We start from the raw sequence: 26,354 nt of genomic DNA on the forward strand, positions 1-26,354 counted from the left end.
GGGCACCTCCCTTCAGGGCTGTCCGGGTGTCACGGAGCGAGGTCCGGAGTTCGGGGTGCGACGGCGCGTTGAGCTGCCGTCCGTCGATGTGGGGACGAGGACCGGGACGAGGACGCGGCTACCGCTTGTCCATGACCGGGCCGGAGACCATCCGCGCCGGGCCGGACCTGTGCACGTAGACCTCGTTCGTCGAGACGTGGGGAGCCTCAGCATGGAACGTCAACGGCTCACGAGGCGCCGGACGCGGATGAGCGAGCTTGCGCGGCTGTGCGGCAACACGGTCCGGCTCGGTACGGGCAACCTCGGGTACGACGGCCGAGAAGGCAGCCTCGACGAGACCCCACACGCAGTGGCAGGCCTCGCCCTCCAGACCGTGCGGAGCTTCGGTGCCACCGTCGCAGGTCGGGCAGATCATCCAGGCGGACGCCTCGTGCACCTCGACACACCTGGCCGACTCACACCACCGGGTCGAGCACCAGATACACGTCTGAGCGAAGTTAAGACGAAGGGGCTTGAGCTGGGTTACCGCCGGAGCGGTAGACTGAACGAGCATCGAACCAGTCCTTTCGCGAGGAGACTTCGGTGCGCTGGCCTCGTTGGGTTGCCTCCCGACGGGGCCGAACTTATCTAGTGGTGTCTAGACCATAGCGCGACGTTGCTAGGCCTGTCTAGATAGGTTGCCAAGATTATTAGATACCTTTAGGTGACTAGGCTTGTCTAGGTCGGTAACCTTGGTCCATGTCCGAGTCGAAGATCCTGGCCAACGATCCACGGCCCCCGTATGTGCAGATCGCAGATGACATCCGAGCTTCGATCGCCGCCGGGACTCTCAAGACCGGTGATCGCATCAGGTCAGCCCGACTGCTCTCCGAGGCGTACGGCGTAGCACCGATGACGATCTGGCAGGCGCTGCGCGTCTTAAAGGCCGAAGGCCTACTCGTCTCGTGGAAGGGCCGAGGCGTGTTCGTTGGCGAGCCTGCGGCCGATGTGAGCGAGGCGGAGGAAGGCGACCTCATTGAGCGCCTTGACGACGTACTTGCTCAGCTACGGAGCCTTGAGCAGCGGGTAACTGCGATCGAGGCTGCTCGAAAGTAGCGTCCTCAAGTGCGGCAACGCGGTTGGTCAGAGTGTTGACGAGGTCGGCCAACTCCTCGATTCGTTGACTCAGGGTCGCGGCCCGGCTCGGGTTCGTCATGCTTTAAGAACACCAGCTCAGCAGGCATATCAGAACAGCATTCACGCGGCACGTCCACGGCAGCGGGTAGGCAGCAAGAGCCTGACGCCCGTAGCCTGCCTACGGAGTGCCTAATCAATGCCTATCTAGGGATACGTCGATGACCGGGAACGCATCTCCCAACGGCACGTTGTACAACCTCCGCACCGCAGCAGGGTTGTCTCAGCAGGATGTGGCAGAGCGCATGAACGACATCGCCAACCGCGACGGCCGCGCGGGCCAGGTCGTCACGTCGAACGCGGTTAGCCGCTGGGAACGGGGGTATGCCACCCCTTCACCGCTTTACCGTCGGCTCCTGGCAGAAGTGTTCAGCGTCACCGTCGATGAACTCGGCCTACACCTTCACCGCGAAGAGCCGAAGACCGTTAGACCAGAGCCAGCAAAGTACGCCTACGCGGAAGTTGAGGACGTGGACCTAGACCCTCGTGTGGTGCACAGCCAGGATGCATGGCGACGTACCCGACGCGCGATGAACGCCCAGCGGCCCGGACTAACGCAGTTGGCAGCACAGGTCTACGACAGCAGCGTGCGTCTCGGCCGCACCGGGTTACTCACCGCCCCAGGCTGGCTCCCCGACGAACCTGTCGACCTAGCGGACATCGAACTCACCTACGACGCCGCACCGCCGGAACCTGCGATCAACGGGACCGAACAGGAATCAGACAACGTCAGGCCGCGTTCAAACCTGACCCGCCACTACCCGCGATACACGCAAGCAGTCCGTGACCTCGACCCACCCCGCTTGTTCGAGAGCCGCCCGTGCTGGCGGATGCTCGACCTCGAATGGACCGTAGGCAAGGGGGCGATGAGGTTCGGCCCGAGCACCTACTTTGCGGGCGTCGACACGTACGAGGCACTCGCCCATGAGACCGCGTTCGTACACCTCGATGGAGACGGCTCGATCGGCACCAAGCCACCGGTGATGCGGGATCTGCCGTTCCGCAAGCTCATCGGCAGCCCTTTCGACTTCGGCCGGCGTCCGTTGCTCCCGTCTATCGACACTCTGACGATTCGGCAAGGTCCGGACGGCGCCAGCTTCATCCTGCACAAGCGTGATCCACGCCGAGTAGCGGTAGCAGGCGGCATGCTTCAGGTCATCCCATCGGGCGTGTTCCAGCCATCCAGCGTCCTGCCATCCGCGCTGAACACAGACTTCGACCTGTGGCGCAACACTCAGCGTGAGTACTCCGAAGAACTCTTCGGCAACCCAGAGCACGAGGGCAGCGGGCAACCCGTCAGCTACGACCAGGAACCGTTCCTATCGCTTGACGCTGCACGAGCAGAAGGTCGAGTCAGAGCCTTGTGCTTAGGAGTCGCCCTCGACGCGCTGACCCTCGTCGGCGAGATACTCACAGTGGTCGTCTTCGATGCCGACGTGTTCGACGACCTCGCACATGACTTCGTCGAGGTCAACGACGAAGGAACCGTCATCAACCAGCGAGTTCCCTTCACCGCCGAGGGCATCGAGAGCATCATGAACAGCGGGATGATCGCTCCGGCGGGAGCGGGATGTATCGAGCTTGCATGGCAGCACCGCGAGAGCATTCTGGGCATGTAGCAGCTCAGCCAGCTCATGCAGGTGCGCGACCGAACCAGCGCAAGGCTTGCCAGTCCAACCATCCGAAGCTCTGTCAATTTCGTCAGCCCAAGAAGATCGATAGAGCCTGTTGTGGTCTGTCGAAATTTTCCTTACGAGGTCAAGGCGGCCCGCAAGCGGACCGCGCCCGGGTTCGGCTCGCCCTGCGCCAGCGTTCCGCGCGCTGGGCGACCGACCCGGGCCGGGTCCAGCATCGCCACGACCAGCAGGAACACGACACCCATCACGCCTCATCGATCAATACGGTTGACGCCACGACCATGCGCCCGATGATCGACTGAGCAGCCCGCGCGGCCATCGGCAACGCGTTGCCGCAGCTCCAGAACCTCAACCCCAGGATGATCTTTAGGGGGAGGGAGGGGGTAAAGGTTGTAGTAGTTATCTGCCTTTACCGCCAGCAAGACTTCATGTGCTCTTACTTTTGCGGACCTGATCGACGGACCTGACCGTTGCTCCCGCCACGCCGTCACCTGAGCAATCCAAGCTCTCCTGAAGGTCAAACCCCTCAAGCGCTCCGGCTCCGGGGAGGTTCCCCGCCTACCATCGGCCCGGTCGGAGACTTCCTGGTTTCTGCCGGCACCGCCAGCCTTGCGCGGTCACCTCACGCCCCGTCGGTGGTGGCGGTGCCGGCAGAAACCAGGACCACGGTGTGCGGGCCGACGGCAGACGGGGAACAGGTACGCCTATCACGCTAAAAAACCTGACCCCCGCGTGACCCCAGCAAGGTGCTTCCGCGAGCTACGCGGTACACGACCAGACCGAGCCTGCGACCCCTCCACCTGTCCCGCTGATCGACTAGGACGGGTCTACGGATCAGAAGGTTAGGGGTTCGAGTCCCTTCGGGCGCACCAGCAGGTCAAGGGCCGGTTTCCAGCAATGGGGATCGGCCCTTCTCCATGTCCAGCCGTGACAATGTGATGGCCGGTCCCCGCGTGGAGACCGGCCATCACATTCCCCCCGGAACGACCCCGGGTAACACGTCTAGCTATAGCTGTAACGATCGACACCGAGGCTCTGCCATGTGCCGATCGCGGTGAGTCCGTTGAGGATGCGCCACGCTTCGTCTTCGGTCGCGAACTCCCGGACGGTCGAGCGGGTGAGGCCACCGCGACCGATCGGAACGCGCTCTTCCACTTCCCACTGGCCAGCTTCTGGGTTGGAGCGCAGGAAGACATCCCGCAGAATCCAACCGCTGGCCCCACAATGCCACCTGTGCTCCACCAGCTCCATGACGGCGATCGTACACCTGTTCGACTATGAGGCAAGCCCTGAGTGCGACACCTGTTCGACCGCTGGAGCCATCATCGCTGATTCCCGCAACACTTCCAAGCGTTTGATCAAACGGCGTACGAGATAGAGCGGAATGATGCCGAAGACGCCGAAGGACATGTCGACGAGCTGCCAGCCCCAGGGGATGTCGCGGACGACGCCGCAGATCAGCACGGCCGGGATGACCGCGACGCAGGCGATCATCCCGAACTCGATGACCCAGATGTTGCGGACCGGGTCGCGCAGCGGCCCCCAGAACGCGATGGCGATGACGAGGTGCGCGAAGGCGAGCCAGTCGGTGCCGTAGGCGAGGAACGGGTATTTGGCGTAGCTCTCGCTCAGCCCGGTCTGGACATGCTCCAGCCACCTCTGAAGCGACGGGATCGCATCGGCGACCGGCGAGGCCCAGCCGTGCAGGGAGCGCACGAGCCAGCGGAGTTCGAACTCCAGGGGAAACGCCGTGAGGCCGGCGACGGCCAGCCCGATGATGAAGAGGATCAGCCAGATCCGGATGCGTCGTTCGAGGTGTCTGGGGGTCACGCCGGGAGCGTAACGGCGTGTCTCGTCATCGGCGGTGCGGCCGATACGAAACGTTCACAACCTGATCAGGCCCGCTCCTTGACGTAGACCGCCTCGCCCTGCCGCCCCTCGATCAGTCCCTCTGCCTTCAGCACCAGCATCGCTCCGCGAACGGATCCATAGCTGATGCCGAACTCCTCGCGTAGCTGCGAGATCGATGGCAGGCGGTCGCCGGGGCGCAGTTCGCCAGAATTGATCTGGTCTCTGATGCTGTCGGCCAACCTGACGTATTTTGCTGTCATCTTCCACTCCCGGGTCGCTGGCCTCAGTAGTAGATCACCGCCACTCACGTTCTATCAACTACCAAAAATGTACGAACCAGATAGATAGACATCAAAATAAATACACGCACCAAAAATCTGCTCAAAGCATCTGGACGTAGGGAGATCCCACCTCCTATCATCACTTACGATCGCCTGAAGCACCGCACTGCGGAGGGTGGTCACCCCGGCCGTCGTGGGTGCCTCAGGCAGCTTGCGTGCCGCAGTGCAGCCGACCTGGCACCCGTCGACCAGGTTGGCGCCACGGTGCCTGCCTCCGCGCCGGCCGGGGACCTGACGGCCAGGCCGCGGATGGGTCGCTTCCGGGGTCGGCCTGGTCGGGTGGTCCGGCGGAGGCGGGGTTGGCGTCCCCGCCGGACCACCGTCCCCTCACGCTCCCCACCGCAGATTTCGTCCATCGGACGGGGGATGGCCGCCGTGGTGTTATCAAAATGTTACAGATCGGCCATCTTCTACGCAGAGTGAGAATCGCGCCCGATTCTGGGGCCTACGTCACCGGGTCTCCCCCGATGACCGTTACCGCGAGTGACACTAAACGGCCCTTGTACTTTCTTTGGTTAACTCGCCAGTAGCTTAGGTCTTGTGAGGTACGTCGCAAGGCGGAAACATGCCTGTCACAAAGCGCCGTGCCGCAGCCGGCGCACCCCATTCGAGGAGGACCCGTGCAGGACTCGAAAGGCGATCTGGTGCAGGGCCGCACCAGATGGCGACGGTTCGCAGCCGTCGTCGTACCGGCGACGGTAGCCGTCGGCGGCCTTCTGGCCGGTGTGGCCAACGGTGCGGTGCCGGTGGCGGTCAACGTCTCCGGCTCCAGCTTCAAGATCTCGGCGACCAAGCTGCACGCCGAAGGCTTCGCCCAGTACGGCTCGGCCGTGGTGAAGCCGGACGGCACGAAGATCCCGGTGGCGGCCGCCTCCATCAACCACGCCGACATCACCAACCTGTGCCAGTCGGTGAAGTTCCCCGGCCTGCCCCTCACCATGGTGATCCGCGCCGGTCGCGAGGCCGGTAAGCCGGCCACCGCCGACAACCTCATCATCGGCATGGACTACCTGGTCGCGGACGCCACCTTCCACAACATCGACATCGGTGTGGACGCGGGCAAGCTCAGCAAGGGCGCCGACGGCGACCACGGTTCGACCGAGGGCTTCGGCCAGCAGGCCGACAGCGCCGACCTCAACAACGTCAAGCAGCGTGCCTTCAGCACCCACGCCGGCACGTTCAAGCTCGTCGGTCTCTCCATGAGTGTTCAGCCGGGCACGGAGTGCTTCGCGGACTCCGACCTCAACTGACGTCAGCCGGTGGGGCCCGCCGCGGCGAGCCCCACCGGGCACCCCCATCCAGGAGGACCACGTGACAACGGCCGAATCTTCCGCGGGAAGCCGCGCTTGGCAGGCCTTTCGCCGCTGGCGGCGAGGGCGCCCGTTCTGGGGCGGCCTCCTCGCGATCCTGGCCGGTCTCGAGCTCTTCGCGACCACCCAGTCGCTCGAAGGCCTCGAAATCAAGATCGGCATGGAGGGCTTCCAGTCGATCCTGATCCCGCTGATGCTCGTCCTCGCCGGCATCCTGGGCTGGGCCACCCCCGCCCAGCGGCACTTCTACGGCGTGATCACCGTCGTCGTCGCGGTCTACTCGTTCGTCGGCCTCAACTTCGGCGGCTTCTTCATCGGCATGCTGCTCGGGATCATCGGCGGGGCGCTCATCTTCGCCTGGTCGCCCGCGCAGCCGCCCGCCTCGCCCGAGGCGGAGACGCCGGACGACGAGAGCGACGACGAGGGTCCGACGGGCCGGCACGCCGCGTCCGACGGGTCCATGGACGAGCTGCTCGACGGGGCGTCGGCGGGGAGTCTGCGGTCGGCCTCTCCGCCCGCGGTCCCGCAGCAGCGCCCGGTCGCACCCGACGAGCACGACCCTGAGCTGCCCCGACGCAGTCCTCGGCTCCTCTCGGTGATCATTTTGCCGGTGGCCCTGGTCATCACGGGCGCAGTCGCACTGCAAACACAGTCACCGGCCGCGGCGGAGGGGTGCACCGCTCCCCGGCGTACAGCCGAGGCGACAACGAGCCCGACGGCCCGCAAGGTGAAGACGCCTTCACCCACCACGGCCGCGCCGTCCCCGACGCAGGGCGGCGGAATCATCGGCGACATCCTCGACGCACTCGGCGGCCTGCTGGGGGGCAAGAAGAAGGCGAGTCCGAGCCCCAGCACCGCGCCGAAGCCCACGCCGACGAAGCCGACCACCTCGCCGACGAAGCCGACGCCCGGAGGTTCGGCATCCCCGCAGAACCCGTGCCCCAGCCCGACGGTCAACAGGGCCAAGCGTCTCCAGGCCGACGCGGGCCAGCTCGACGTGGCCCTGCGGCCCGGCCAGATGACCGGGTCGCGGGTGACGATGATCAACCTGAACTTCCAGGGCATCGTCGATCTGCCGACCGCCGACGGCGCCGTCACGGTGCTGAAGTTCACCATGAACTCGTCGACCACCGACGACTTCAAGCTGCGGATTCATGGTGGCGCCCGGGACGTGCTCCAGTCGACGGCGGAACTGACGGTCAAGCAGAACGTGGTCTTCTACACCAACCGGTTTCGGGGCAACCTGTTCGGCCTGATCCCGGTGGATTACACGCCGACCGCTCCGCCGCCACCGATCCCGCTCCCGATCGTCTTCTTCACCAACCCCGACATCCAGCTCGTGCTGGTCACGACGGATGTGCTGACGGCGAAGCCGAAGCTGACGATGAAGCTCGTCGCGGTCTGAACAGACACCCGCTCCCACGCGAACGGCCCGCCCGATCATCGGGCGGGCCGTTCGTCGAATTGGTGCCTAGATCCTGGCCAGCGCCTTGCGCAGCGGGTCCAGCCCGAGGCTGCCGAGGTTGAGCGCGTCGCTGTGGAACTTCTTCAGGTCGAAGTCGGCGCCCTTGCGGACCTTGGCGTCCTCGCGGGCCTGGAGCCAGATCCGCTCGCCGACCTTGTATGCCGGGGCCTGCCCGGGCCAGCCCAGATAGCGGCTGAGCTCGAAGCGCAGCGCCTCATCGGTCAGGCGGCAGTGCGCCCGGGCGAACTCCCAGCCCAGCTCCGGGGTCCAGCGCTCGCCCGGGTGGAACCCGAACGGGTTGTCGCGCGGGATCTCAAGCTCCAGGTGCATGCCGATGTCGATGATGACGCGGGTGGCCCGGAACGCCTGCCCGTCGAGCATGCCCAGCTTGTCGGCGGGGTCGGACAGGTAGCCCAGCTCATCCATGAGCCGCTCGGCGTAGAGCGCCCAGCCCTCGCCGTGCCCGGAGGACCATGCGAGCAGCCGCTGCCAGCGGTTGAGCAGCTCGGACCGGACGGCGGTCTGCGCGACCTGGAGGTGGTGGCCCGGAACGCCCTCGTGGTAGACCGTGGTCACCTCGCGCCAGGTGGAGAAGTCGTCGATGCCCTGCGGCACCGCCCACCACATCCGGCCCGGGCGGGAGAAGTCCTCGCTCGGCCCGGTGTAGTAGATGCCGCCGTCGCTGGTCGGCGCGATGCGGGCCTCGATGATGCGGACCTGCTCCGGGATGTCGAAGTGGGTGCCGTTGAGCTCGTTGATCGCGGTCGTGCCCAGCTCCTGCATCCAGGCGCGGAAATTCTCCTTGCCGGAGATCCGGTAACGCGGGTCCGCGTCGAGCTTCGCGACCGCGTCGTCGATGCTCGCGCCGGGCCCGGCGATCTGGGCCGAGACGGCACGCATCTCGGTCTCCAGCCGGTGCAGCTCCTCGAAGCCCCACGCGTAGGTCTCGTCGAGGTCGATCTTCGCACCGAGGAAATACTGGGAGGCGAGTGCGTAGCGCTCGCGGCCCGCCGCCTCCTTGGGCCGTCCCTGCGGCGCGAGCTCGTCGCGGAGGAATTTGCCGAACTCGGCGGTGGCGGTGTTGGCGACCTCGGCCGCCTCGTCGAGCGTCGCGCGCAGGGCGCCGTCGGCGTCGAGCCGCCTGGCCAACCCGCGATAGAAGTCGTCGCCGTCAGCGCTGGTCCAGATCTCGCACTGCTTGGCGACCTCGACGATCTGGCGCTGCGCACTGACGTGCCCCTCGGCGGCGGCCTGGAGCAGCGTCGCCTTGTACTGAGTGAGGGCGCGGGGGAACTGCGAGAGCCGCGAGGCGATGTTGGCGATCGCCTCCTCGCCCTCGCTCGGCATCAGGTCGAAGACCATGCGCAGGTCGTGCAGCGCGCTGGCGATGACGTTGACCTCGCTCGTCGCCTCACCGGCGTCGAAGCGGGCGACACCGATCTCCAGCCGCTCGATCATCGCCTCCTTGGCCACGAACTCCTGGTCGTCGACCGGGTCGATGGCGTGGAGCTGCGCCAGAGTCCGCCGATTGAGATCGACCCCGGCGGCATAGCCGTCCACCGACAAATCATCAAGCTTGTCGTCATAACCGCTGATCCCGAGGAAGGTGGCGCCGGAAGGGCTCAGCGGCGCCCACTCCTCCACATAACGGTTGGCAAGGTCATCTACTCGTCCCATGGAGCGACCTTACGTGACGGGGACGACACCTCGCCGACTACTTTCAGCGGCTTTCGGCGGCCGAAACCCGCGAGATTTCGCCGGTTGCTTCTGGCAGAGTGTCAGGAGTGAAGGCCCCTTCCGCTCCTGACACCACGCCCGCCCTGTCGGCCTGGCTCCCCGCGTTTCTCAGCAACGCGGTGATCTGGGGGGCCAGCTTCGTCTTCATCAAGATCGCCGTGGACGGCGGGCTGCACCCGACCTATGTCGCGGCCGGGCGAGTCGTCGCCGGTGCGCTGGCGCTGGTCCTGATCCTGCTGGTCACCCGGGACCGGCTGCCGCGCGATCCCCGGCTGTGGGCGCACATGATCGTGCCGGGAGTGGTCGGCACCGTCATCCCCTTCACCCTCTTCTCCTATGGCGAGCAGCGCATCCCCAGCGTCGTCGCCGGCATCTGGAATGCGACGACGGCGCTCTGGGTGCTCCCGATCGCCGTCCTCATCTATCGCACGGAGACCTTCTCCGCGCGTAAGGCGATCGGGCTCGGTGTCGGCTTCGTCGGCGTCGCGACGGTGCTCGGCTTCTGGCACATCCAGGGCGATGCCTCCCTCACCGGGCAGGCGATGTGCGCGGCGGCGGCGATCTGTTACGGCTTCTCCATCCCCTATCTGAAGCGCTTCGTCTCCGGCCGCACCGACGGCGGCCGACCGGTCTCCGGGGTCGCCTTCGCGGCCTGCCAGCTCATCGTGGCGTCGGTGGTGCTCATCGTGGTGTCACCCCTCATCGCCGGGCCGCCGCCCGCCCCCGCCGACCTCTCCTGGGGCGTGCTCGCCTCGGTCGCTGTGCTCGGCATCTTCGGCAGCGGCATCGCCTTCGCGCTGAACATGCGGGTCATCGAGGTCAAGGGCGCGTCGACGACGGCCTTCGTGACCTATCTGATCCCGGTCGTCGCGACGATCCTCGGTGTCACGGTGATGTCCGAGACCTTCACCTGGAACCAGCCGGTCGGCGCGGCGATCGTGCTCGTCGGCGTCGCCTATGCACAGGGGGTCTTCTCAAGCGTGCGACGCCGTCCAGGCCAGCAGCTCCTCGGCCGACCACGTGTTGATGATCCGGTCCGCGGTTAGCCCGGCGTTCTCGGCCCGCTCGCAGCCGAGGGCCTGCCAGGCGAGCTGATCGGTGGCGTGCGAGTCGGTGTCGATCGCGAAGCGCAGCCCGGGCACCTGAGCGGCCGCCGCCAGCAGTGCGGTCGGCGGATCGCGCCGGTCCGGGCGGCAGTTGATCTCGATGGCCTTGTCGTGGCGGACGGCGGTGGCGAAGACCGCCTTGGCGTCGAAATCGCTCGGCGGCCGCCAGCCGGAGCGCGAGTGCGCGGCATCCGTCTTCACCGCCAGCTTGCGTCCCGTGCAGTGGCCGAGGATGTCCAGGTGGGGGTTGGCGAGCGCGGTCTTCATCCGCCGTGTCATCACCGCCCGGTCGTCGCGCAATCCACTGTGGATCGAGCCGACCACGACATCGAGCCGGGCGAGCAGCTCCGGCTCCTGATCGAGCGAACCGTCCGCGAGGATGTCCACCTCGATGCCGGTGAGCAGGCGGAAGCCGGTGGAGTCGAGCGCGGCGTTGATCGCGTCGATCTGATCGAGCTGGCGCCGCAGCCGGGCCGGGCTGAGCCCGTTGGCGATCGTCAGCCGGGGTGAGTGATCGGTGATGACGAGCCAGTCGTGCCCGAGCTCGGCGGCGGCCGCGGCCATCTCGGCGATGGTCGCGCTGCCGTCGGAGGCGTCGGTGTGCGCGTGGCAGTCACCGCGCATCGCCGACCGGAGGTCACTCATGCGATGAGGCTACCGGCGGGCCGGTGTGAAGGTGTCCGCTCGGCCGTTGTCCGCCGCTCGGCCCGCACGTTACTGTCCGCTGGCCGCGCGCGGGGCTGCGGCACGGGGAGGTGTTACAACCATGGTCGGACGGCTTCGAGTACTGCTGAGCCTGGTGATGCTCGGCGGGTTCTATCTGGTCGCGCTGCTGCAGCTCGCGATAGCGATCGGGCTCGGCGTCTGGGTCTACTCGCTGGTTCATCAGGCCGTCGCGATCAAGATCTTCATCTGGATCATCATCGCCCTCGTCGGCTCGGTCGGCGCCGCGCTCTGGAACGCGCTGCGCTTCAAGCCCGAGCCGCCGCCCGGTGTGGTCATCCACCCGGACACGGCGCCGCAGCTCTGGGCCGAGGTACGCGGGCTCGCGACGGCAGCCGGGACCCGCCCACCGGACGAGATCCGGATCATCCCCGAGGTCAACGCCGCCGTCTCGGAGCACGCGAAGCTGATGGGGCTCATCCCCGGCAAGCGCTACCTCTACATCGGCATGCCGCTGCTGCAGACGCTCACCGTCAGCCAGCTCCGCTCGGTGCTCGGACACGAGCTCGGCCACTACTCCGGCAACCACACGAAGCTCGGCGCGGTGGCCTATCGCGGGCGGCTCGCGATCCAGGGCACGATCATGCGTATCGGCACCGGCAACCCGATCGGCTGGGCGTTCCGCGGCTACGGCCGGCTCTACCTCCTGGTGGACAACGCCGTCGCCCGGATGCAGGAGTCCGAGGCCGACACCGTCGCGGTGAAGGTGGCCGGCAACGAGGCCGCCGCGAGCGCGCTGCGGGAGCTGCTCGTCATCGAGAGCGCGTGGAGCTTCTACTTCGCGCGTTACGTGGGTCCCGGCGCCGAGGCCGGATTCCTCCCCGACGACCTCTTCGGCGGCTTCGGCGAGCTCGTCGCGGCGAGACAGGACGAGCTGGTCAAGCTGCGGGAGGTGGAGCACGAGGTGGAGAGTTCGGTCTGGGACACCCACCCGCCGATCCCGGACCGGGTCCGGGCGATCCTGGCGATGCCCAGGGTCTACCAGCACCCCGACACCAGGCTCTCCGGCGACCTGCTGCCGCACCTGGGCTCCCTGGGCCGGACGCTGCAGGCAGCCGTCGTCGAGGTGGGCGGGCGGCAGGTCCTGCCGTGGCCGGAGTTCACCGCCGCCGTCGCCACCGCCAATCTCCAGGAGGTCGCCGACCGGATCTTCCGGCAGGTGGGCAGGGTCATCAAGGACCGCCGGATCGGTCTGCCCGCCGTGCTCGGCCTGGTCGAGTCCGGCCGCGCGGGTGAGATCGCCGAACCCTTCTTCCCCGGCAAGACCAAGCGCGAGGCGCGGGAGCTGCTCTATCAGCCGGTCGACGCGCTGATCACCCTCGCGGCGATCCGCAGCGGCAAGGCGTCCTTCCGGCACTCGTGGGCGCAGCGCGCCGAACTCGTCGGCCCCGACGGCGAGCTCGTCGACTTCGAGGAGCTGGCCCGGCTCGCCGCCACGGCGGAGACCCTGCCGCAGGCGCGGATCCGCCTCGCCGAACTCGGCATCGAGATCGAGACGACCGCCGTCGTGGAGCAGGTCGCCACGGCGAAGGGTGCCGACGTGATCGGCGGCCTCGGTAACGTCAAGATCGATAAGGTGTCGCACGACCTGCTCATCCTCGACACAGGACTGATCTTCCTCGCTGGCGCCGGTGACTCCGACGAGGGCAACAAGCGGATGCACGCGGCGCTCGGCTCCACACCGATTCCGGAGCTCGCGCGGCGGCATCGCTTCCTGCCCTACGAGGAGATCGCGGCAGTGAAGATCGAAAAAGAGGTACCTGTGCGCGCAACGCTTACGCTGCACGACGGCAACGTCGTCGCGCTGCACGAGACGTGGACGGGCGACCAGCTGACCAAGCAGAGCCGGGACAACCTGCTACAGGCGTTGCGGCAGACCACGGAGGTGTGATCGAAGATGACGGAGCAACCAGCACCGACGCAGCGGCACCCGGGCGAGCACGCCGAGGTGGTGGTGGGCCGGGCGACCGTCTCCGTCGCCGGGCGCGAGGTCGCCTCCGTCGCGGTCGAGGCGGCGGTGATGGTGCCGGACGAGGTGGAGGACGAGTCGGCGCTCCGCTCGATCGGCGACTACCGGCTGATCGCGCTGCTGGTCGGGGCACTGGCGACCGGGATCATCGCGTGGTTCAACCCCGACCGGCTCGCGGCCGGCGACCGGCACGACAAGTGGGTCATCTACGCGATGATCGCCGTCGTGCTCGGCGCGGTCGCCGGTGAGGCCTTCGGGTTCGGCATCGCCCGCTGGCGTGAGATCCGGGCCATCCGGCGCATTCGGATCGTCACGATCCTGCCGACGATCGCCGTCGTCATCGCGCTCGCGGTGGGGCTGCTCGCGGTGGCACCGCAGTTCGTCGGCAACAACGTCGTCACGTCGCGGGGCTGGTGGATCTCGCTCATCGCGGTCGTCGGGGCACTGCCCACGGCAGCGGCCCTCGCGGGGATCGAACGGGTGGCGTCCAAGCCCCTGCCCGGCTCGGTCGGCGCGCAGCTGTCACTGCTGATGCACCTTCGGCGTACGCTGTCGCGCCTGCTCAACCAGCTCGGTCTGCTCGTCATCCTGGTGATGGCGGTCAACGGAGCGGCGTGGATGGAGCAGGAGGGCAACAACGCGGCGATCTTCTCCGGTGCGGTCGGCTCGCTCATCGTCGGCGCCATGTACGTCCCGGCGGCGACCACGCTGCGGCGGCGCTCGTCCACCTTCGTCGCGCGCCACTTCTCGATCGCGAACGTCCCGCACGACCAGCTCGTCGACGCGGCGGAGGGCCAGGGGAAGCTGGAGAAGCTGCTCGGCCTCGATCAGACGACCTTCAGCGAGATGAAGGCCGGGCTCGTCATCCTGACGCCGTTCGTGGCGAGCGCGCTGACGACGTTCGTGAAGTTCTGAGGCGCCCCGGCCGGAAGCGCCCCAGAACCGATGTCACGGGCCGAAGATGACGAGCCGCTGCTGCGGCTTGCCGTTGACCTGCGTAAACGTGCCGCCGGCAGCGACGATGCCGAGGCCCGGGCTGGAGATGAGCGCGGTGACGCCCTTGACCCCGTTGGCGTTGGCGTTCCAGCCGAGCAGCTTGCCGGCCATGTTCACCGCGGCGATCTTGATCCGGATGTCGGAGCCGTCGTTGCAGAACCCCTTGTCGCCGACGCTGCTCGTCTTGCAGACCCGGTCGTAGTGGCCGCCGAAGTAGATGACGCTGTCCAGCACCGCCACCGCCTGCACGTCGCCGTCCGTGGTGACCGTCCAGGCCGCGTCGCCGTTGGCGGCGTTGACCGACATGATCCGGCCGCCGGGCCCGGCCACGGCCGCATAGACCTTGTCACCGTTGAGGGTCAGCCCGTTGACGTTGTAGGCGATGTCGGGCGTGAACCCCGCCTTCGCCGCACCCGTGGCCGGATCGACCAGGGCCAGGCTCTTGGTCCCCGCCACGCTGCCGACATTGGTGAAGGAGCCGCCGAGGTAGACGCCGCCGGAGCCGATGACGATCGAGTTCACGTTGGACTTGTTGGGCTTCGGAGCCCAGCCCTTGGCGAGCGCGCCATTGCTCAGGTCGAAGGCGGCAGCGCCCTGCACGACGACACCGTCGACGCTGGTCACCGAGCCGCCGAGGTAGAGCCGCTGCGATGTGAGGGCGAGCGTCTTCGGGTGTCCGGAGATCTTGTGGGAGAAGACCTTGTTGCTGCCGCTGGTCGGGTCGACGGCGGCGAGGGAGTCCCGCTTCGTACCGTTGATCGTGGCGAACTCGCCCGCGATGAAGACGGCTGCCTCGTTGGCGGCGAGCGCCCGGACGGGTGCGTCCGCGGTGGGCTTCCATGGCAGCAGTACGCCGGTGGCGACGTTGATCGCCGCGAGCCGGGTCCGGGCCACGGACTTCCCGCCGACGTAGGCGTGGGTGAAGGCGCCGCCGACATAGAGGATGTTGCCCTTGGTGGCCAGGGCCATCACCTCGCCGTCGAAGGTCGGCATCGCGAGCGGCTGGGTCGAGACGACCCGCTCGACCGGTTCGGGGTTGACGTCGTCGGGCATCACGACGGCGCCCGGCGCCACGGGGGGCGCGGCGGGATCCGGCACGGGGTCGACCGGCGGGGCCGGGGGAGCCGGGGCTACAGGAGCGCTCGCACCGGGCACCGGCGCGGTCGGCTCGGCGGAGGCTGCGGATGTTGTTCCGGCTAAACCGGCCGTGAACAGGGTGAAGAGCGTCAGCGCTCGGAAGATCGTCGACATAATTCGTTAACGAGACACGATGTGGCAGGCTGCGTTCCGTGGACATCGCGGTGATCGGACTCGGCCTCATCGGTGGCTCCATGCTGCGGGCCCTCGCCTCCGCAGGTCACAGCGTCCTCGGCTACGACGCCGACCCGGCGACCCGGGCGACCGCCCGGACGGCCGCCGCGCAGTCCGCGCGCGACTCCCGCTGGCAGATCACCTCGACGGTCCGCGATGCCGCCAACGCCGCCTCGCTCGTGATCATGGCGGTGCCCCTGCCGGCCGTCCCCGGCGTCCTCGACGAGCTCGTCGACGCCGGATACACCGGCTTGTTAACGGACGTGACCTCGGTGAAGGGCCCGGTGCGCGACCTCGTGCGTACCCACCTGAGCCGGTCGGCGAACCCGCTCGCAGGCTATGTCGGCGGGCACCCGATGGCCGGCCGCGAGCGTTCCGGCTTCGCCGCCGCCGACCCGCACCTCTTCACGCAGTGCGCCTGGGTGCTCTGCCTGGAGGAGACGACCAACCTCAGCGACTGGCTCGAGCTCGCCTCGCTGATCACGTCGCTGGGTGCCCGGGTCGTGCCGACCACGGCGGACGAGCACGACCGGGCCGTCGCGCGCATCAGCCACCTGCCACACCTGCTCGCCGTCGCCCTCGCGGCCACGGTCATCGACAACCCCCTCGCCGGTACGCTCGCCGCCGGCTCCTTCCGCGACGGGACCCGGGTCGCGGGCAGCCGCCCGGAACTCATCGCCGCCATGTGCGGGGGCAATGCGGCGGCCCTGCGCCCGGTGCTCGACGAGGTACTCGACGCCCTCGACGCCGCAGGCTCCCTGCTGGAGTCGAAGGATCCGATGAAGTCCCTGGTCCCGTGGCTGCGCCCGGGTCACGACGCCCGATCGTCCTGGCCGACCCCGGCGGGCGACTCGATCGACCTTCCCGCGAAGGCCGATGTCCTCGGCCGGTTGGGCAGGGTGGGCGGCTGGATCATCGGTGTGGCCGACGACCGCCGCACCGTCACCGCGGTCCGCCCCGCCCGCCCTGACTAGTCCGAAGCCCAAGATCGCCGCAACTCTTCAAGAGTTGGTCCTAACGGGTTTTCAGGACCAACTCTTGAAGAGTTGCGGCGATCTTGGGTCAGGGGGCCTTGGGGCAGCCGTGCTTGGCGTGCCAGGCGGTGATCTCGCTGATCGCGGAGAGGTTCTGGCCCTTGTGCCACGCGTCGAGGTATTTCGCGGGCCAGATGACGCCGCGGCGGATCCACCAGTCGTCGACCTGAGCGCACGGCGCGGAGATGCCGAAGTGCAGGTGGCAGATGCCGCTGGCGTTGCCGGTGTGCCCGACGACGCCGAGCTGCTGCCCCGCGCTCACGCGAACGCCCGCCTTGATGCCCGTCTGCACCCGCAGCAGGTGCGAGCCGTAGTAGCGCACCCCGTCGTCGCCGAGCAGCGACACCGACAGGCCGCCCTTCGTGGCGCCGGTCGGGTGCTTGAGGTCGAACCTGTCGACCAGGTTGATCTCCAAGATCACGCCGTCGGTGACCGCCCGGACAGCCGTGCCGCACTTGGCGAAGATGTCGGTCGCCGGATATTCGGAGTGAGTTTTCCCATAGGAGGCCCCTGTGGCGACGGGGAAGACGAATCTCAGCGCGCCCGTCGGCTTGCCCGGCGAGGCCGAGGGCGCCGGGGTCGCTCCGGCGGCGGGGCTGGCCGCGGCTTTCGCGGACGGATGTGGCGGCTGGTACGCCGTGCTCGGTGCTGATCCGCAGCCCGCCGCGAAACAGAGCACGGCGAGAAGGGGGAGGGCGGCGAGGCGAGCCATGGAAGCCATGGTGGCACGCGTCGCCCCGCCGTGGGGGTCGGACCGATCCGCACTAACGACTAATGGCACTATTCGGTCATGAGCCTCCAGGTACGGCGTACCCCCTCGGGTTTGCTGCCGATGGGCCCGCGGCGGCCGACGCTGCGCGAGCCGACGCCGGTCCGGTCGTGGGCGATCCTCGCGGGGCTGGTCGGCGGCGGCGTGTGGCTGTTGGCTTTCGGACAGATCGCCGGAGATCTGGCCGGATATGCCTGGTGGACCCTGGTGGGCGGTTTGCTCGCGTGGGTTGCGGCGATCGTGCTCGCACGTTTCGGGGACCGTGGTGCCGCCGCCGGAATATCACTCGCTGTGGCGATCGGCTGGTCGACGACCGCGGTGGCGATCGTTGCCACCTGGGCAAACTCTGGCGATTGGCCGATGTGGTGACGGTGAGTGATTTGATCAGCGCGAATCCGAGGACTTGACGGGACCGCAGCTCACGGGGCACTCTCAGGAATATGTGGACGCTCCACCGGCTTGATCCTGACCGCCGGCGTCGGCGGATTCAGCTCCTCGCGGAGCTCGCCGACGCGAAGGCCGTCCGCACTCGTTTAGCCCCTAAGAAGGCCCGTGGCGACCGGCTCCGCGAGCTCATCGCGGTGCGTCGACGACTCGCCGACTAACGGAAGGCCTAAGCGCCCCAAACTACGCGGCTCACCGGATACCGTCACCGAAGATGTAGGTTCGACCTCCAAGGACTGACGCTTGTGTCGTACTTTGCCGCCGCCGTTACACGCGGCAGGTCCGGTTGGACCGCCTCCGAACTTGACCTGAGTGACGTCGCCGATGTCGATCAGGTCGCCGACCTCATGCGCGATGTCGATCCCGACGCTCTGGTCTCGCTGCTCTTCATCGAGGCCGACGATGCATACCTCACCGTGCTGCGCCTCGACGACGGCGAGGACCTGCGGGTCTTCGGCTCCGACGCGGCTTATGCGGACGACTCCCGCCTCGGCAAGCTGCTGATCGGCGATGTCACGGAGCCGGCGACCGAGGCCGCCATCGACGGCGACCTCGACGACCTGGAGCCCGTCGTCGCGGCCGACGACGACGAGGATCCGCCGGTGGTCGACCCGACCGCGACCCCGATCGGCGACGCGGACCTCCTCGCCGACCTCGGCGTCTCCGCGCACAAGCTGCTCGCGCTCTGCGCCACCGACGGCCTGCTGCCCGCCGATGTCACGGCTGAGGTCTGCCAGGCGATCGGCTGCGGCGACGAGGTCGAGGAGCTCCGGGAGGCGTGAACCGCGGCGCGCGCCATGAGACCTGGATGCGGCGCGCGCTGGCGATGGCCGCCGGGTCGGGCGACGACGTGCCGGTCGGTGCGGTGGTGCTCGATCCGACCGGTGCCGAGGTGGCCTCCGCCCACAACGAGCGCGAGCTCGGGGTCGACCCCACAGCGCACGCCGAGATCGTCGCGATCCGCCGGGCCGCGCTCGCGGCCAACGACTCGCACCTCGACGGATACACCCTGGTGGTGACCCTGGAACCCTGCACGATGTGCGCGGGTGCGATCACCCTCGCCCGGATCGGCACCGTGGTCTTCGGCGCATGGGAGCCCAAGACGGGTGCCGTCGGCTCGCTCTGGGATGTCCTGCGCGACCGGCGCCTCAACCACCGCCCGGAGGTCTACCCCGGGGTGCTGGAGGCCGAGTGCGCCGCGCTGCTCCGGTCATTCTTTCGCTAGACCGGCGGCGACCTCACGGCCCGCGGGGGTCCAGGCATCAGGCCGGCCGGTACGCGGGTCGAACTTGACCATCACCCGCCGCCCCTCGGCGTGGACGGTGCCGTGGTCGGCGGAGAGGAAGCGGAACCCGTAGACGGCGCTCGAACCGCCGAGCTTCTCCACCCAGAAGTGCACGTCGACCGGGCCGGTGCCGCGGATCGGCACGTGATAGGTGATCGAGAATTCGCGGACCGCCGAGACGACATCGCTGCTGGTCGGCAGGCCGCCCTCGTAGGAGAAGCCGAACCGGGCCCAGTAGATCGACAGGACGCGCTCCAGCACCAGGGCGTAGCGGGCGTTGTGCATGAGCCCCGACGCGTCCAGGTCGTCGAAGTGGATGATGGCTTGCTCGATCTTGCCGAACTCGACGGCGGGTTCCAGCATCGTGCTCGTCATGGTCTTCACCTATCCGGTAGCAGCGTGGGGTCGGTTGTCAGGTCGCGCAGCCGGTTGAGCACCGCGCGCCGGCTGTCGTCGAGGTCACGGCCGATCAGGCGCGAGTGCAGCAGGCCCGCCACGCCCGCCGAGTCGATCTCGAAGGCGAGGAGCCGCGGCTCGACGGTCGCGGGCAGCTCGCCCTGCTCGACCGCTTCGGTGACGAGGCGCTCCAGCAGCGTGGTCCACTCGGTGAGCGCGGCGACGAGGGCGGTCCGCACCTCGCCCTCGGGCGCGCGGCCGGTGTATTCGAACTCCGCATTGGCGAAGAAACACCCTCCGGGCAGCGTGCGCCGGGCGTAGAACTCCAGTCGGCTCTCGTGGACGGCGAAGAGGCGCCGGACGCCACGAGGGTGGGCCAGGGCCGGGTGGACGATGCGCTCGGCCCACTGATTGCGGGCGTGGGCGACAGCGGCGAGCTGCAGCTCCTCCTTGGATCGCCAGTGCGCGAAGAGGCCGGACTTGCTGACACCGAGCCGCTCGGCGAGCTGGGCCAGGGAGAGGCCGTCGAGGCCCACCTCGGAGGCGAGCGCGACAGCCTCGTCGAGCACAGCCGTCCGCGTACGTTCGCCCCGCGCCAATCTCCCGTCCATACGCCGACCCTAAAAGAAGACCGACCGGTCGTAAAGATATCTGTGCGCTTCGTCTCACCCGGTCTCGTCACACCCTCAAGATCGCCGCAACTCTTCAAGAGTTGGTCCTAACGGGTTTCTAGGACCAACTCTTGAAGAGTTGCGGCGATCTTGGGGGTTGGAGAACTAGGCGATCGCGGTGTCCAGGGCGATCTCGACCATCGAGGAGAAGGTCTGCTCGCGCTCCTGAGCCGTCGTGGCCTCGCCGCGCTTGATGTGGTCGCTCACCGTGAGCAGCGTCAGCGCCTTGGCGCCGAAGCGAGCGGCGATCGTGTAGAGCGCCGCCGACTCCATCTCCACCGCCAGCACGCCGTAGTCGGCGAGCCGGTCGTAGAGGTCCGGCCGGTCGGTGTAGAAAGCGTCCGCAGCGAGGATCGGCCCGACCTTCATCTCGATGCCCCGGGCCTCGGCGACCTCGACGGCCTTGCGGAGCAGCCCGAAATCGGCCACGGGTGCGTAGTCGATCAGACCGTCGAACCGCTGCCGGTTCATGTTGGAGTCCGTCGACGACCCGATCGCGGCCACCACGTCGCGGAGGTTGAGCGATTCGGCCAGCGCCCCGCAGGAGCCGACCCGGATCAGCGTCTTCACGCCGTACTCGTTGATGAGCTCGTGGGCGTAGATGGACGCCGATGGCATGCCCATCCCGGAGCCCTGAATCGAGACCGGAACACCCTGGTAGGTGCCCGTGAACCCGAACATGTTGCGCACCGTCGAATAGCACTTCGCATCGGTGAGGAAGGTCTCGGCGATCCACTTCGCGCGGAGCGGGTCTCCCGGCATGAGGACCCGTTCGGCGATCTCGCCCGGCTTGGCTCCGATGTGCGTACTCATGGGCCAGATCTTTCCACGACGAGCCCGGCGGCGGGGCGAAGGAAGCCGTTTCGATCTGGGGCCAGGTCTCGTGTAATGTACCCGGCGGTGGTGTGTCCGAGTGGCCTAAGGAGCACGCCTCGAAAGCGTGTGAGGGTGAGAGCCCTCCCAGGGTTCAAATCCCTGCACCACCGCCAATCCGAGAGCCGGGCAGCTGCCCGGCTCTCGGCGTATCCGGGCATGGCGCGTCCACCAAAACGGACATATTGCATAGTCTGGTGCGGTGCAGACGCAGACACCGGTGAAGCCGATCCGAACCCTCGACGATGTGCCCGGCTGGTTCCGCCGGACCGATCAACTCGTCACGGACCGCCTGCTGCGCCACCAGACCACCCTCGGCCAGACCGGCGACCTGCTGGAACTCGGCGCCTACCTCGGCAAGAGCGCCATCCTGCTCGGCCGGCACCGCCAGCCCGGCGAACGCCTCGTCGTCTGCGACCTCTTCGGCGAGCAGGCGCCCGCCGAGCCCAACCGGCGTACGGCGCAGCTCTACGCCAGCCTCACCCATCAGGCGTTCGAGGCGAACTTCGCCATGTTCCACGCCGAGCCGGCCACGGTGATCGTCGGCCCGACGACCGTCGTGCCGGATCGGGTGCCGGGGGACTCCTTCCGATTCGTGCACATCGACGCGTGCCACCTCTATGACCAGGTCGCCGAGGACATCGAGATCGCCCGCACGCTGCTGACACCCGAGGGGATCGTCGTCTTCGACGACATTCGGGCGGCGCATACTCCCGGCGTACCGGCCGCGGTGTGGCCGCGAGTCGCGACCGGCGAGCTGCGCCCGATCGCGCTGACCCCCAACAAGCTGTATGCGACCTGGGGTCAGGCGGAGCGGCACGTCAACGAGCTGCGCGACTTCGCGGCCGAGACGAGCGGGAAGTTCGACATGCAGGAGGTGGCCGGGCAGCGCTTCATCCGGATCGCCGACTGGCGCATCGCGCCGCCGTCGCCGGTCCCGCCGCTCGCCGCCGCACCGCGCCGCAACCGCCTCGTCCCGCACGCCCGCCGCGTCGCGGTCAACCTGCTCCCGCCCGTCGTGACCCGCGTGATCAAGCGGGCGCGGGCGGCTCGCTAGCAGGCGCCGAAGCCCTCGGCGAAGAGTTGCTCGAGGTAGGTCGTGTAACCGGCGATGAGCTTCTGCACGTGCTTGCCGTCGTGCAGGAAGAGGAAGCCGAACTCGCCCTTGCTCACGAGCAGCCCATCGAAGCGATAGGTGCCCGTCGGGGCCGTCAGTGGTGTGGCCTGCGGATACGTCGACTTCACCACGTCCATGGCGGTCCCGACGGCGACGTTCTCCGGGGTGTGCAGCGGGGGATTGGCCCAGAGGAGCACGAGCTTCTCGCCCGCGTCCTCGTCGGTGAAGACCGGGCTGACCTCGGTGACCCCGACGATGTGCTCGCCACAGCCGCCCGGGCCCTCGGAGAGGCCGGGCTCGTCGCTGAGCTCGTCGCGCGTCTGCCCGAACCGCACGGCGCGGACCCCGGCCAGCGAGATCACGTCCGGGCCGAGAGTGGGCGCGATGCTGGTCGTCGGCGTCGCGGTCGGTGCGGCCGTCTCGGCCGCGGGAGAGCAGGCGCTCAACCCCACAACCATGACTGGTACGAGCACCAGCGCGCGCAGCGACAGTGAATGGGCCATGCTGACCTCCCCTTTGCCCGCGAGCTTAGGGGTGAAGGGCACAGCCCGCGCGGTGGAAACGCCTGACCGTGTGGACACAAATAGCGAAGACCTGACACTTTCGTCAGGTCTTCGCACTTCTCAGATTACGCCCGGCGGCCGATCGGGGAGGGTTTTCGGGAAAATCCCGCGAGAATCCTCGGCAAACGTGAGGCTACGAACACGTGTTCGAGTTATCCACAGTATCCACAGGTCTATCCACAGGCTGCCCGGCCACACATATAGCGAAGACCTGACACTTTCGTCAGGTCTTCGCACTTCTGAGAGTACGCACCCGCCGACGGCCGCGTGGCGTTTCCGAAGATCTGCTCAGCAGATTCCCTGGCGCCGCTGCTCGGGGAGGCGCGCCGTGTGCCGGGTCGGCTCCTCCGGCGGGGCGGAACCTAAAAGGGGCTACTGAGACCCAAACTGAGACCGGAGACGAACGTGGGGCCCGGATCTGTGATCCGGGCCCCACGTTTTGCCTGTTCAGGCTGGCGGAGGATACGAGATTCGAACTCGTGAGGGCTTGCACCCAACACGCTTTCCAAGCGTGCGCCCTAGGCCACTAGGCGAATCCTCCGTGGAGAAGAATACAGACTGCCCGGCGGGCAGTGCGCCTGGGTTACCGGGTACAGTGACAGAGCCCCCGTGCGGCGGCACCCTGTGAACCTCCCCAGGGCCGGAAGGCAGCAAGGATAAACAGGCAATACCGGGTGCACGGGGGCCTTTTGCTGCCCAGCAACTGTCGGTGGGGCGTGAGAAGCTTGTCCCCGACATCGCGTGGGTGAGGAGGCGGGTCGAGATGGCGTTGGCGCTCTACCGGAAATACCGGCCGAAGAGCTTCGCCGAACTTATCGGTCAAGATCATGTGACCGGGCCGCTGATGCAGGCGCTGCGCACGGGTCGGCTCAACCACGCCTACCTCTTCTCCGGGCCTCGCGGCTGCGGCAAGACGTCGAGTGCGCGCATCCTGGCCCGCTCGCTCAACTGCGAGCAGGGCCCCACCCCCGAGCCGTGTGGCGAGTGCGAGTCGTGCCGCGCCCTGGCTCCCGACGGTCCGGGTTCGATCGACGTCATCGAGATCGACGCCGCCTCGCACGGCGGTGTCGACGACGCCCGTGACCTGCGCGAGCGGGCCTTCTTCGCGCCGGCGGTCAGCCGGTTCAAGATCTACATCATCGACGAGGCCCACATGGTCTCGTCGGCGGGCTTCAACGCGCTGCTCAAGCTCGTCGAGGAGCCGCCCGACTTCGTGAAGTTCGTCTTCGCGACCACGGAGCCGGAGAAGGTTCTCGGCACGATCAAGTCGCGGACCCACCACTACCCGTTCCGGCTGATCCCGCCCGGTGTGCTGCGCCCCTATCTGGAGCAGCTCTGCGTGCGCGAGGATGTCAAGGTCGATCCGGCCGTGTTCCCGCTGGTGGTGCGGGCCGGTGGCGGCAGCGCCCGGGACTCGCTCTCCGTGCTCGACCAGCTCATCGCCGGAGCCGGCGACGAGGGCGTGACCTATGCGGGTGCGGTGGCGCTGCTCGGGGTCACCGACGCCACGCTGATCGACGAGATCTGCGACGCGCTCGCGGCCGACGACGGCGCGGGTGCCTTCGGCGCGATCGACCGGGTTGCCGAGGCCGGTCTCGATCCCCGTCGGTTCGCCGGTGACCTGCTCGAGCGCCTCCGCGACCTGATCCTGCTGCGGCAGGTGCCGGACGCGGCGAGCAAGGGCCTGATCGATGCGCCCGCCGACCAGCTCGAGCGGATGCAGGGCCACGCGGCGCGGTTGGGCCCGGCGACGCTCTCCCGCTGGGCCGACATCGTGCACAACGGGCTCGTCGAGATGCGCGGCACGACCTCGCCTCGACTGCTGCTGGAGCTGATCACGGCCCGGATGCTGCTGCCGGCCGCCGACACCTCCAGCGCCGCGATGCTCTCCCGGCTGGAGCGGTTGGAGAGAGGTGCTCCGCTCACCGCCGGTCCGGCCCGGTCGCAGTCGGCCGCCGCGCCCGGCGTCGGTGAGCCTGTTCCGACCGGTCCAGCCGCGACCGGTGCGTCGGGCGGCGGCCGTGAGGCAGCCCGGGCCGCCGCGTCCGCTGCGGCTCACGGCGGCCCGGTGAAGCCGACTTCTCCAGCGCCCGCCGCCGACCGGGCCGTGCCGACGGCTGAGGCTGCTCCACCAGCGTCGGGCTCCCCGGTGCAAGCACCTCCGGCGGAAGCACCGAATGTGAGCGCCGCAGCGTCCGGTCCGACGACCGACTCCCGCTCGGCGGACACGGAGGCGACCGCGACGGACCACCCGGGCGCGCCCGGACAGCAGGCGGAAGCGGCGCTTGCCGCCCCCCGCCCCGCCGCCGTCGAGCCGGAGCCCCAACCCGCTGCGGCAGCGGCTCAGCCCGCCGAGGCGCCTCAGGCGGCGTCCGCCGGTGGCAAGCGGCTCGATGCCGTCGGCGTTCGCCAGGCCTGGCGCGACGAGATCATGCCGCTGCTCAGCCGCTCCCACAAGCGCGTCGCCGCGATGGCGGTGGACGCCGTCGTCCGCGAGGTCGAGGGCGACACCCTGGTGCTCGTCTTCGCGCACGCCTTCCACCTCAACTCGATCGCCAAGGACCCGACGGTGCTGCTCTCGGCCGTCAGCGAGGTGCTCGGCGGCACGTGGAAGCTCCGCTGCGAGCTCGGCGGCGATCAGCGTCAGGCCGAGCCTGCGGCAGACAAGCCCCGAGCGGCGACGGCACCCGCCCCGGCCTCAGCGCCGCCGCCCGCACCGATCCCTGAGCCTGCCGCGCCGGTCGGTGCCGACGGCTGGCCCACCCCGGCCGCTCTCGGCGGCAGCGGAGCGAGCAGCGAGGCATCCATCGCGGCCGCACCGGCTGGCACCGGCAAGGGTGCCGCGCCGACCGTGGCGGGCAAGAACGCCGCCGCCCCGGCCGGAGCCGCACCCCGTGCCATCCCCGCCCCGACCGGCAACAGTGGACGCGATGCCGCGAGGCAGGCGGCCGCCGGCGGCGGGACCAAGACGGCGACCCGCCCGGCGAAAGCCGCGGCGTCCCGGGACGACGGACCGCCGCCCGGCGAGCCGCCCTATGACCCGGAGTTCGACGGTCCGCCGCCGAAGAGTGCCTACGACGGGTTCGCTCCGGGTGACGAGCCCACCGACGAGGTCATCGACCCGGCGGTGGCGCGGCGAAACAGCCAGCAGCAAGCCGTTGACGTGGTGAAGCAGGCCTTCCGGGGCGCGGAGACGATCGGCGAGGTCGAAGCCCGTTAGGCTGGCGGCTAAAGCTCATCCAAAGGAGATCATTGTGCGGCCCGGTGGACAGCCCAACATGCAGCAGCTCATGAAGCAGGCGCAGAAGATGCAGCAGCAGCTCGCGGCGGCTCAGGCAGAGCTTGCCGAGACCGAGCTGACCGGCACGTCCGGTGGCGGCCTGGTGACGGTGGTGATCGGCGGCGGCGGCGACGTGCGCTCAGTCAAGATCGACCCCAAGGCGGTCGACCCGGACGACGTCGAGACGCTGGAGGACCTGGTCCTGCTGGCGATCACCAACGCCTCCGAGCAGGTGCGCAAGCTGACCGACCAGAAGATGGGCCCACTCACCGGCGGCATGGGCCTGCCGTTCTGACGGGAGCG

Annotated in this window: 26 protein-coding genes, 2 tRNA genes, 1 other RNA gene and 1 pseudogene; 16 read left to right on the forward strand and 14 right to left on the reverse strand. The window is 68.3% G+C overall.

Annotated elements, in window-relative coordinates:
- Window positions 1-118 precede the first annotated feature (118 nt).
- Window positions 119-436, reverse strand: coding sequence for a hypothetical protein (locus F4553_RS22560; protein WP_184839025.1), 318 nt, complete (start codon window positions 434-436; stop codon window positions 119-121).
- A 302-nt stretch (window positions 437-738) separates the two neighbouring features.
- Between F4553_RS22560 and F4553_RS22565 the strand changes: the two genes are divergently transcribed.
- Window positions 739-1,095, forward strand: coding sequence for a GntR family transcriptional regulator (locus F4553_RS22565; RefSeq protein WP_184839027.1), 357 nt, complete (start codon window positions 739-741; stop codon window positions 1,093-1,095).
- Window positions 1,096-1,334: 239 nt separating this feature from the next.
- Complete coding sequence (locus tag F4553_RS22570; RefSeq protein ID WP_184839029.1) at window positions 1,335-2,792, forward strand: helix-turn-helix domain-containing protein; 1,458 nt, start codon at window positions 1,335-1,337, stop codon at window positions 2,790-2,792.
- Between the two features lie 131 nt (window positions 2,793-2,923).
- Here F4553_RS22570 and F4553_RS41910 read toward each other — a convergent pair whose 3' ends face one another.
- From F4553_RS41910 to F4553_RS22585, 4 genes are all read right to left on the reverse strand, one after another.
- Window positions 2,924-3,055 carry a hypothetical protein gene (locus F4553_RS41910; protein WP_281395040.1) on the reverse strand — a complete coding sequence of 44 codons (132 nt, stop codon included), beginning with the start codon at window positions 3,053-3,055 and terminating at the stop codon, window positions 2,924-2,926.
- Between the two features lie 757 nt (window positions 3,056-3,812).
- The gene (locus F4553_RS22575) at window positions 3,813-4,061 is read right to left on the reverse strand and encodes a hypothetical protein (RefSeq protein WP_184839031.1); all 249 of its coding nucleotides are present in this window, start codon (window positions 4,059-4,061) and stop codon (window positions 3,813-3,815) included.
- A 24-nt stretch (window positions 4,062-4,085) separates the two neighbouring features.
- A complete protein-coding gene (locus F4553_RS22580) occupies window positions 4,086-4,640 on the reverse strand; it encodes a hypothetical protein (protein WP_184839033.1) in 555 nt (184 codons plus the stop codon).
- 65 nt (window positions 4,641-4,705) lie between these two features.
- On the reverse strand, window positions 4,706-4,921 hold the full coding sequence (locus F4553_RS22585; RefSeq protein ID WP_184839035.1) for a winged helix-turn-helix domain-containing protein: 216 nt from the start codon (window positions 4,919-4,921) through the stop codon (window positions 4,706-4,708).
- A 701-nt stretch (window positions 4,922-5,622) separates the two neighbouring features.
- On the opposite strand from F4553_RS22585, the gene F4553_RS22590 reads away from it, so the two are divergent.
- Window positions 5,623-6,252, forward strand: coding sequence for a DUF6230 family protein (locus tag F4553_RS22590; protein ID WP_184839037.1), 630 nt, complete (start codon window positions 5,623-5,625; stop codon window positions 6,250-6,252).
- A gap of 61 nt (window positions 6,253-6,313) precedes the next feature.
- Window positions 6,314-7,717, forward strand: a complete 1,404-nt coding sequence (locus F4553_RS22595) for a DUF6114 domain-containing protein (RefSeq protein ID WP_184839039.1) — start codon at window positions 6,314-6,316, stop codon at window positions 7,715-7,717.
- 66 nt (window positions 7,718-7,783) lie between these two features.
- Here the strand turns inward: F4553_RS22595 and F4553_RS22600 are convergent, their stop codons facing one another.
- Entirely contained in the window at window positions 7,784-9,454 is a 1,671-nt protein-coding gene (locus tag F4553_RS22600) for a DUF885 domain-containing protein (RefSeq protein ID WP_184839041.1), read from the reverse strand.
- Between the two features lie 107 nt (window positions 9,455-9,561).
- Between F4553_RS22600 and F4553_RS22605 the strand changes: the two genes are divergently transcribed.
- On the forward strand, window positions 9,562-10,560 hold the full coding sequence (locus tag F4553_RS22605; RefSeq protein WP_312875311.1) for a DMT family transporter: 999 nt from the start codon (window positions 9,562-9,564) through the stop codon (window positions 10,558-10,560).
- Here the strand turns inward: F4553_RS22605 and F4553_RS22610 are convergent.
- Window positions 10,489-11,256, reverse strand: a pseudogene (locus F4553_RS22610) (PHP domain-containing protein); the annotation flags it as partial. The gene F4553_RS22605 and the pseudogene F4553_RS22610 sit on opposite strands and share 72 nt — an antisense overlap.
- A 130-nt stretch (window positions 11,257-11,386) precedes the next feature.
- Here F4553_RS22610 and F4553_RS22615 point away from each other — a divergent pair.
- Together F4553_RS22615 and F4553_RS22620 are read left to right on the forward strand one after the other, a co-directional pair.
- Entirely contained in the window at window positions 11,387-13,234 is a 1,848-nt protein-coding gene (locus F4553_RS22615; protein WP_184839045.1) for a M48 family metallopeptidase, read from the forward strand.
- Between the two features lie 6 nt (window positions 13,235-13,240).
- Window positions 13,241-14,227 carry a hypothetical protein gene (locus F4553_RS22620; RefSeq protein ID WP_184839047.1) on the forward strand — a complete coding sequence of 329 codons (987 nt, stop codon included), beginning with the start codon at window positions 13,241-13,243 and terminating at the stop codon, window positions 14,225-14,227.
- Window positions 14,228-14,260: 33 nt separating this feature from the next.
- Here F4553_RS22620 and F4553_RS22625 read toward each other — a convergent pair whose 3' ends face one another.
- Window positions 14,261-15,559, reverse strand: coding sequence for a hypothetical protein (locus F4553_RS22625; RefSeq protein ID WP_184839049.1), 1,299 nt, complete (start codon window positions 15,557-15,559; stop codon window positions 14,261-14,263).
- Between the two features lie 38 nt (window positions 15,560-15,597).
- On the opposite strand from F4553_RS22625, the gene F4553_RS22630 reads away from it, so the two are divergent.
- A complete protein-coding gene (locus F4553_RS22630; RefSeq protein ID WP_184839051.1) occupies window positions 15,598-16,593 on the forward strand; it encodes a prephenate dehydrogenase/arogenate dehydrogenase family protein in 996 nt (331 codons plus the stop codon).
- A gap of 88 nt (window positions 16,594-16,681) precedes the next feature.
- Here F4553_RS22630 and F4553_RS22635 read toward each other — a convergent pair whose 3' ends face one another.
- Window positions 16,682-17,365, reverse strand: coding sequence for a M23 family metallopeptidase (locus F4553_RS22635; protein ID WP_246466465.1), 684 nt, complete (start codon window positions 17,363-17,365; stop codon window positions 16,682-16,684).
- 78 nt (window positions 17,366-17,443) lie between these two features.
- Here F4553_RS22635 and F4553_RS22640 point away from each other — a divergent pair, with 78 nt between their 5' ends.
- From F4553_RS22640 to F4553_RS22650, 3 genes are all read left to right on the forward strand, one after another.
- Window positions 17,444-17,791, forward strand: coding sequence for a hypothetical protein (locus F4553_RS22640; RefSeq protein WP_184839055.1), 348 nt, complete (start codon window positions 17,444-17,446; stop codon window positions 17,789-17,791).
- Window positions 17,792-18,111: 320 nt separating this feature from the next.
- Window positions 18,112-18,648 (forward strand): tRNA adenosine deaminase-associated protein, encoded by a 537-nt coding sequence (locus F4553_RS22645; RefSeq protein WP_184839057.1) that lies wholly within the window; start codon window positions 18,112-18,114, stop codon window positions 18,646-18,648.
- A 26-nt stretch (window positions 18,649-18,674) separates the two neighbouring features.
- Window positions 18,675-19,091 (forward strand): nucleoside deaminase, encoded by a 417-nt coding sequence (locus tag F4553_RS22650; RefSeq protein ID WP_184841070.1) that lies wholly within the window; start codon window positions 18,675-18,677, stop codon window positions 19,089-19,091.
- On the opposite strand, the gene F4553_RS22655 is transcribed toward F4553_RS22650, so the two are convergent.
- From F4553_RS22655 to deoD, 3 genes are all read right to left on the reverse strand, one after another.
- Complete coding sequence (locus F4553_RS22655) at window positions 19,077-19,526, reverse strand: acyl-CoA thioesterase (RefSeq protein WP_184839059.1); 450 nt, start codon at window positions 19,524-19,526, stop codon at window positions 19,077-19,079. The genes F4553_RS22650 and F4553_RS22655 overlap by 15 nt on opposite strands.
- Before the next feature lie 5 nt (window positions 19,527-19,531).
- Window positions 19,532-20,158: a TetR/AcrR family transcriptional regulator gene (locus tag F4553_RS22660; RefSeq protein WP_184839061.1), complete on the reverse strand. Its 627-nt coding sequence runs from the start codon at window positions 20,156-20,158 to the stop codon at window positions 19,532-19,534.
- A gap of 165 nt (window positions 20,159-20,323) precedes the next feature.
- The gene (deoD, locus tag F4553_RS22665; protein WP_184839063.1) at window positions 20,324-21,031 is read right to left on the reverse strand and encodes a purine-nucleoside phosphorylase; all 708 of its coding nucleotides are present in this window, start codon (window positions 21,029-21,031) and stop codon (window positions 20,324-20,326) included.
- An 86-nt stretch (window positions 21,032-21,117) separates the two neighbouring features.
- Here deoD and F4553_RS22670 point away from each other — a divergent pair.
- Together F4553_RS22670 and F4553_RS22675 are read left to right on the forward strand one after the other, a co-directional pair.
- Window positions 21,118-21,207 (forward strand) — tRNA-Ser (locus F4553_RS22670).
- Window positions 21,208-21,293: 86 nt separating this feature from the next.
- Entirely contained in the window at window positions 21,294-22,148 is an 855-nt protein-coding gene (locus F4553_RS22675; protein ID WP_184839064.1) for a class I SAM-dependent methyltransferase, read from the forward strand.
- On the opposite strand, the gene F4553_RS22680 is transcribed toward F4553_RS22675, so the two are convergent.
- Together F4553_RS22680 and F4553_RS22685 are read right to left on the reverse strand one after the other, a co-directional pair.
- On the reverse strand, window positions 22,145-22,711 hold the full coding sequence (locus F4553_RS22680; RefSeq protein WP_184839066.1) for a hypothetical protein: 567 nt from the start codon (window positions 22,709-22,711) through the stop codon (window positions 22,145-22,147). The two genes, F4553_RS22675 and F4553_RS22680, sit on opposite strands and share 4 nt — an antisense overlap.
- Window positions 22,712-23,224: 513 nt before the next feature.
- Window positions 23,225-23,312 (reverse strand) — tRNA-Ser (locus F4553_RS22685).
- Between the two features lie 57 nt (window positions 23,313-23,369).
- Here F4553_RS22685 and ffs point away from each other — a divergent pair.
- The 3 genes from ffs to F4553_RS22700 all read left to right on the forward strand — a co-directional run bounded on the left by ffs (window position 23,370) and on the right by F4553_RS22700 (window position 26,346).
- Window positions 23,370-23,465: signal recognition particle sRNA small type (gene ffs / locus F4553_RS22690), an RNA gene on the forward strand.
- A 69-nt stretch (window positions 23,466-23,534) separates the two neighbouring features.
- Complete coding sequence (locus F4553_RS22695; RefSeq protein ID WP_184839068.1) at window positions 23,535-25,991, forward strand: DNA polymerase III subunit gamma and tau; 2,457 nt, start codon at window positions 23,535-23,537, stop codon at window positions 25,989-25,991.
- Window positions 25,992-26,049: 58 nt separating this feature from the next.
- Window positions 26,050-26,346, forward strand: a complete 297-nt coding sequence (locus F4553_RS22700; protein WP_221470393.1) for a YbaB/EbfC family nucleoid-associated protein — start codon at window positions 26,050-26,052, stop codon at window positions 26,344-26,346.
- Window positions 26,347-26,354: the final 8 nt, after the last annotated feature.

The sequence above is a fragment of the Allocatelliglobosispora scoriae genome (assembly GCF_014204945.1).
Taxonomy (GTDB): domain Bacteria; phylum Actinomycetota; class Actinomycetes; order Mycobacteriales; family Micromonosporaceae; genus Allocatelliglobosispora; species Allocatelliglobosispora scoriae.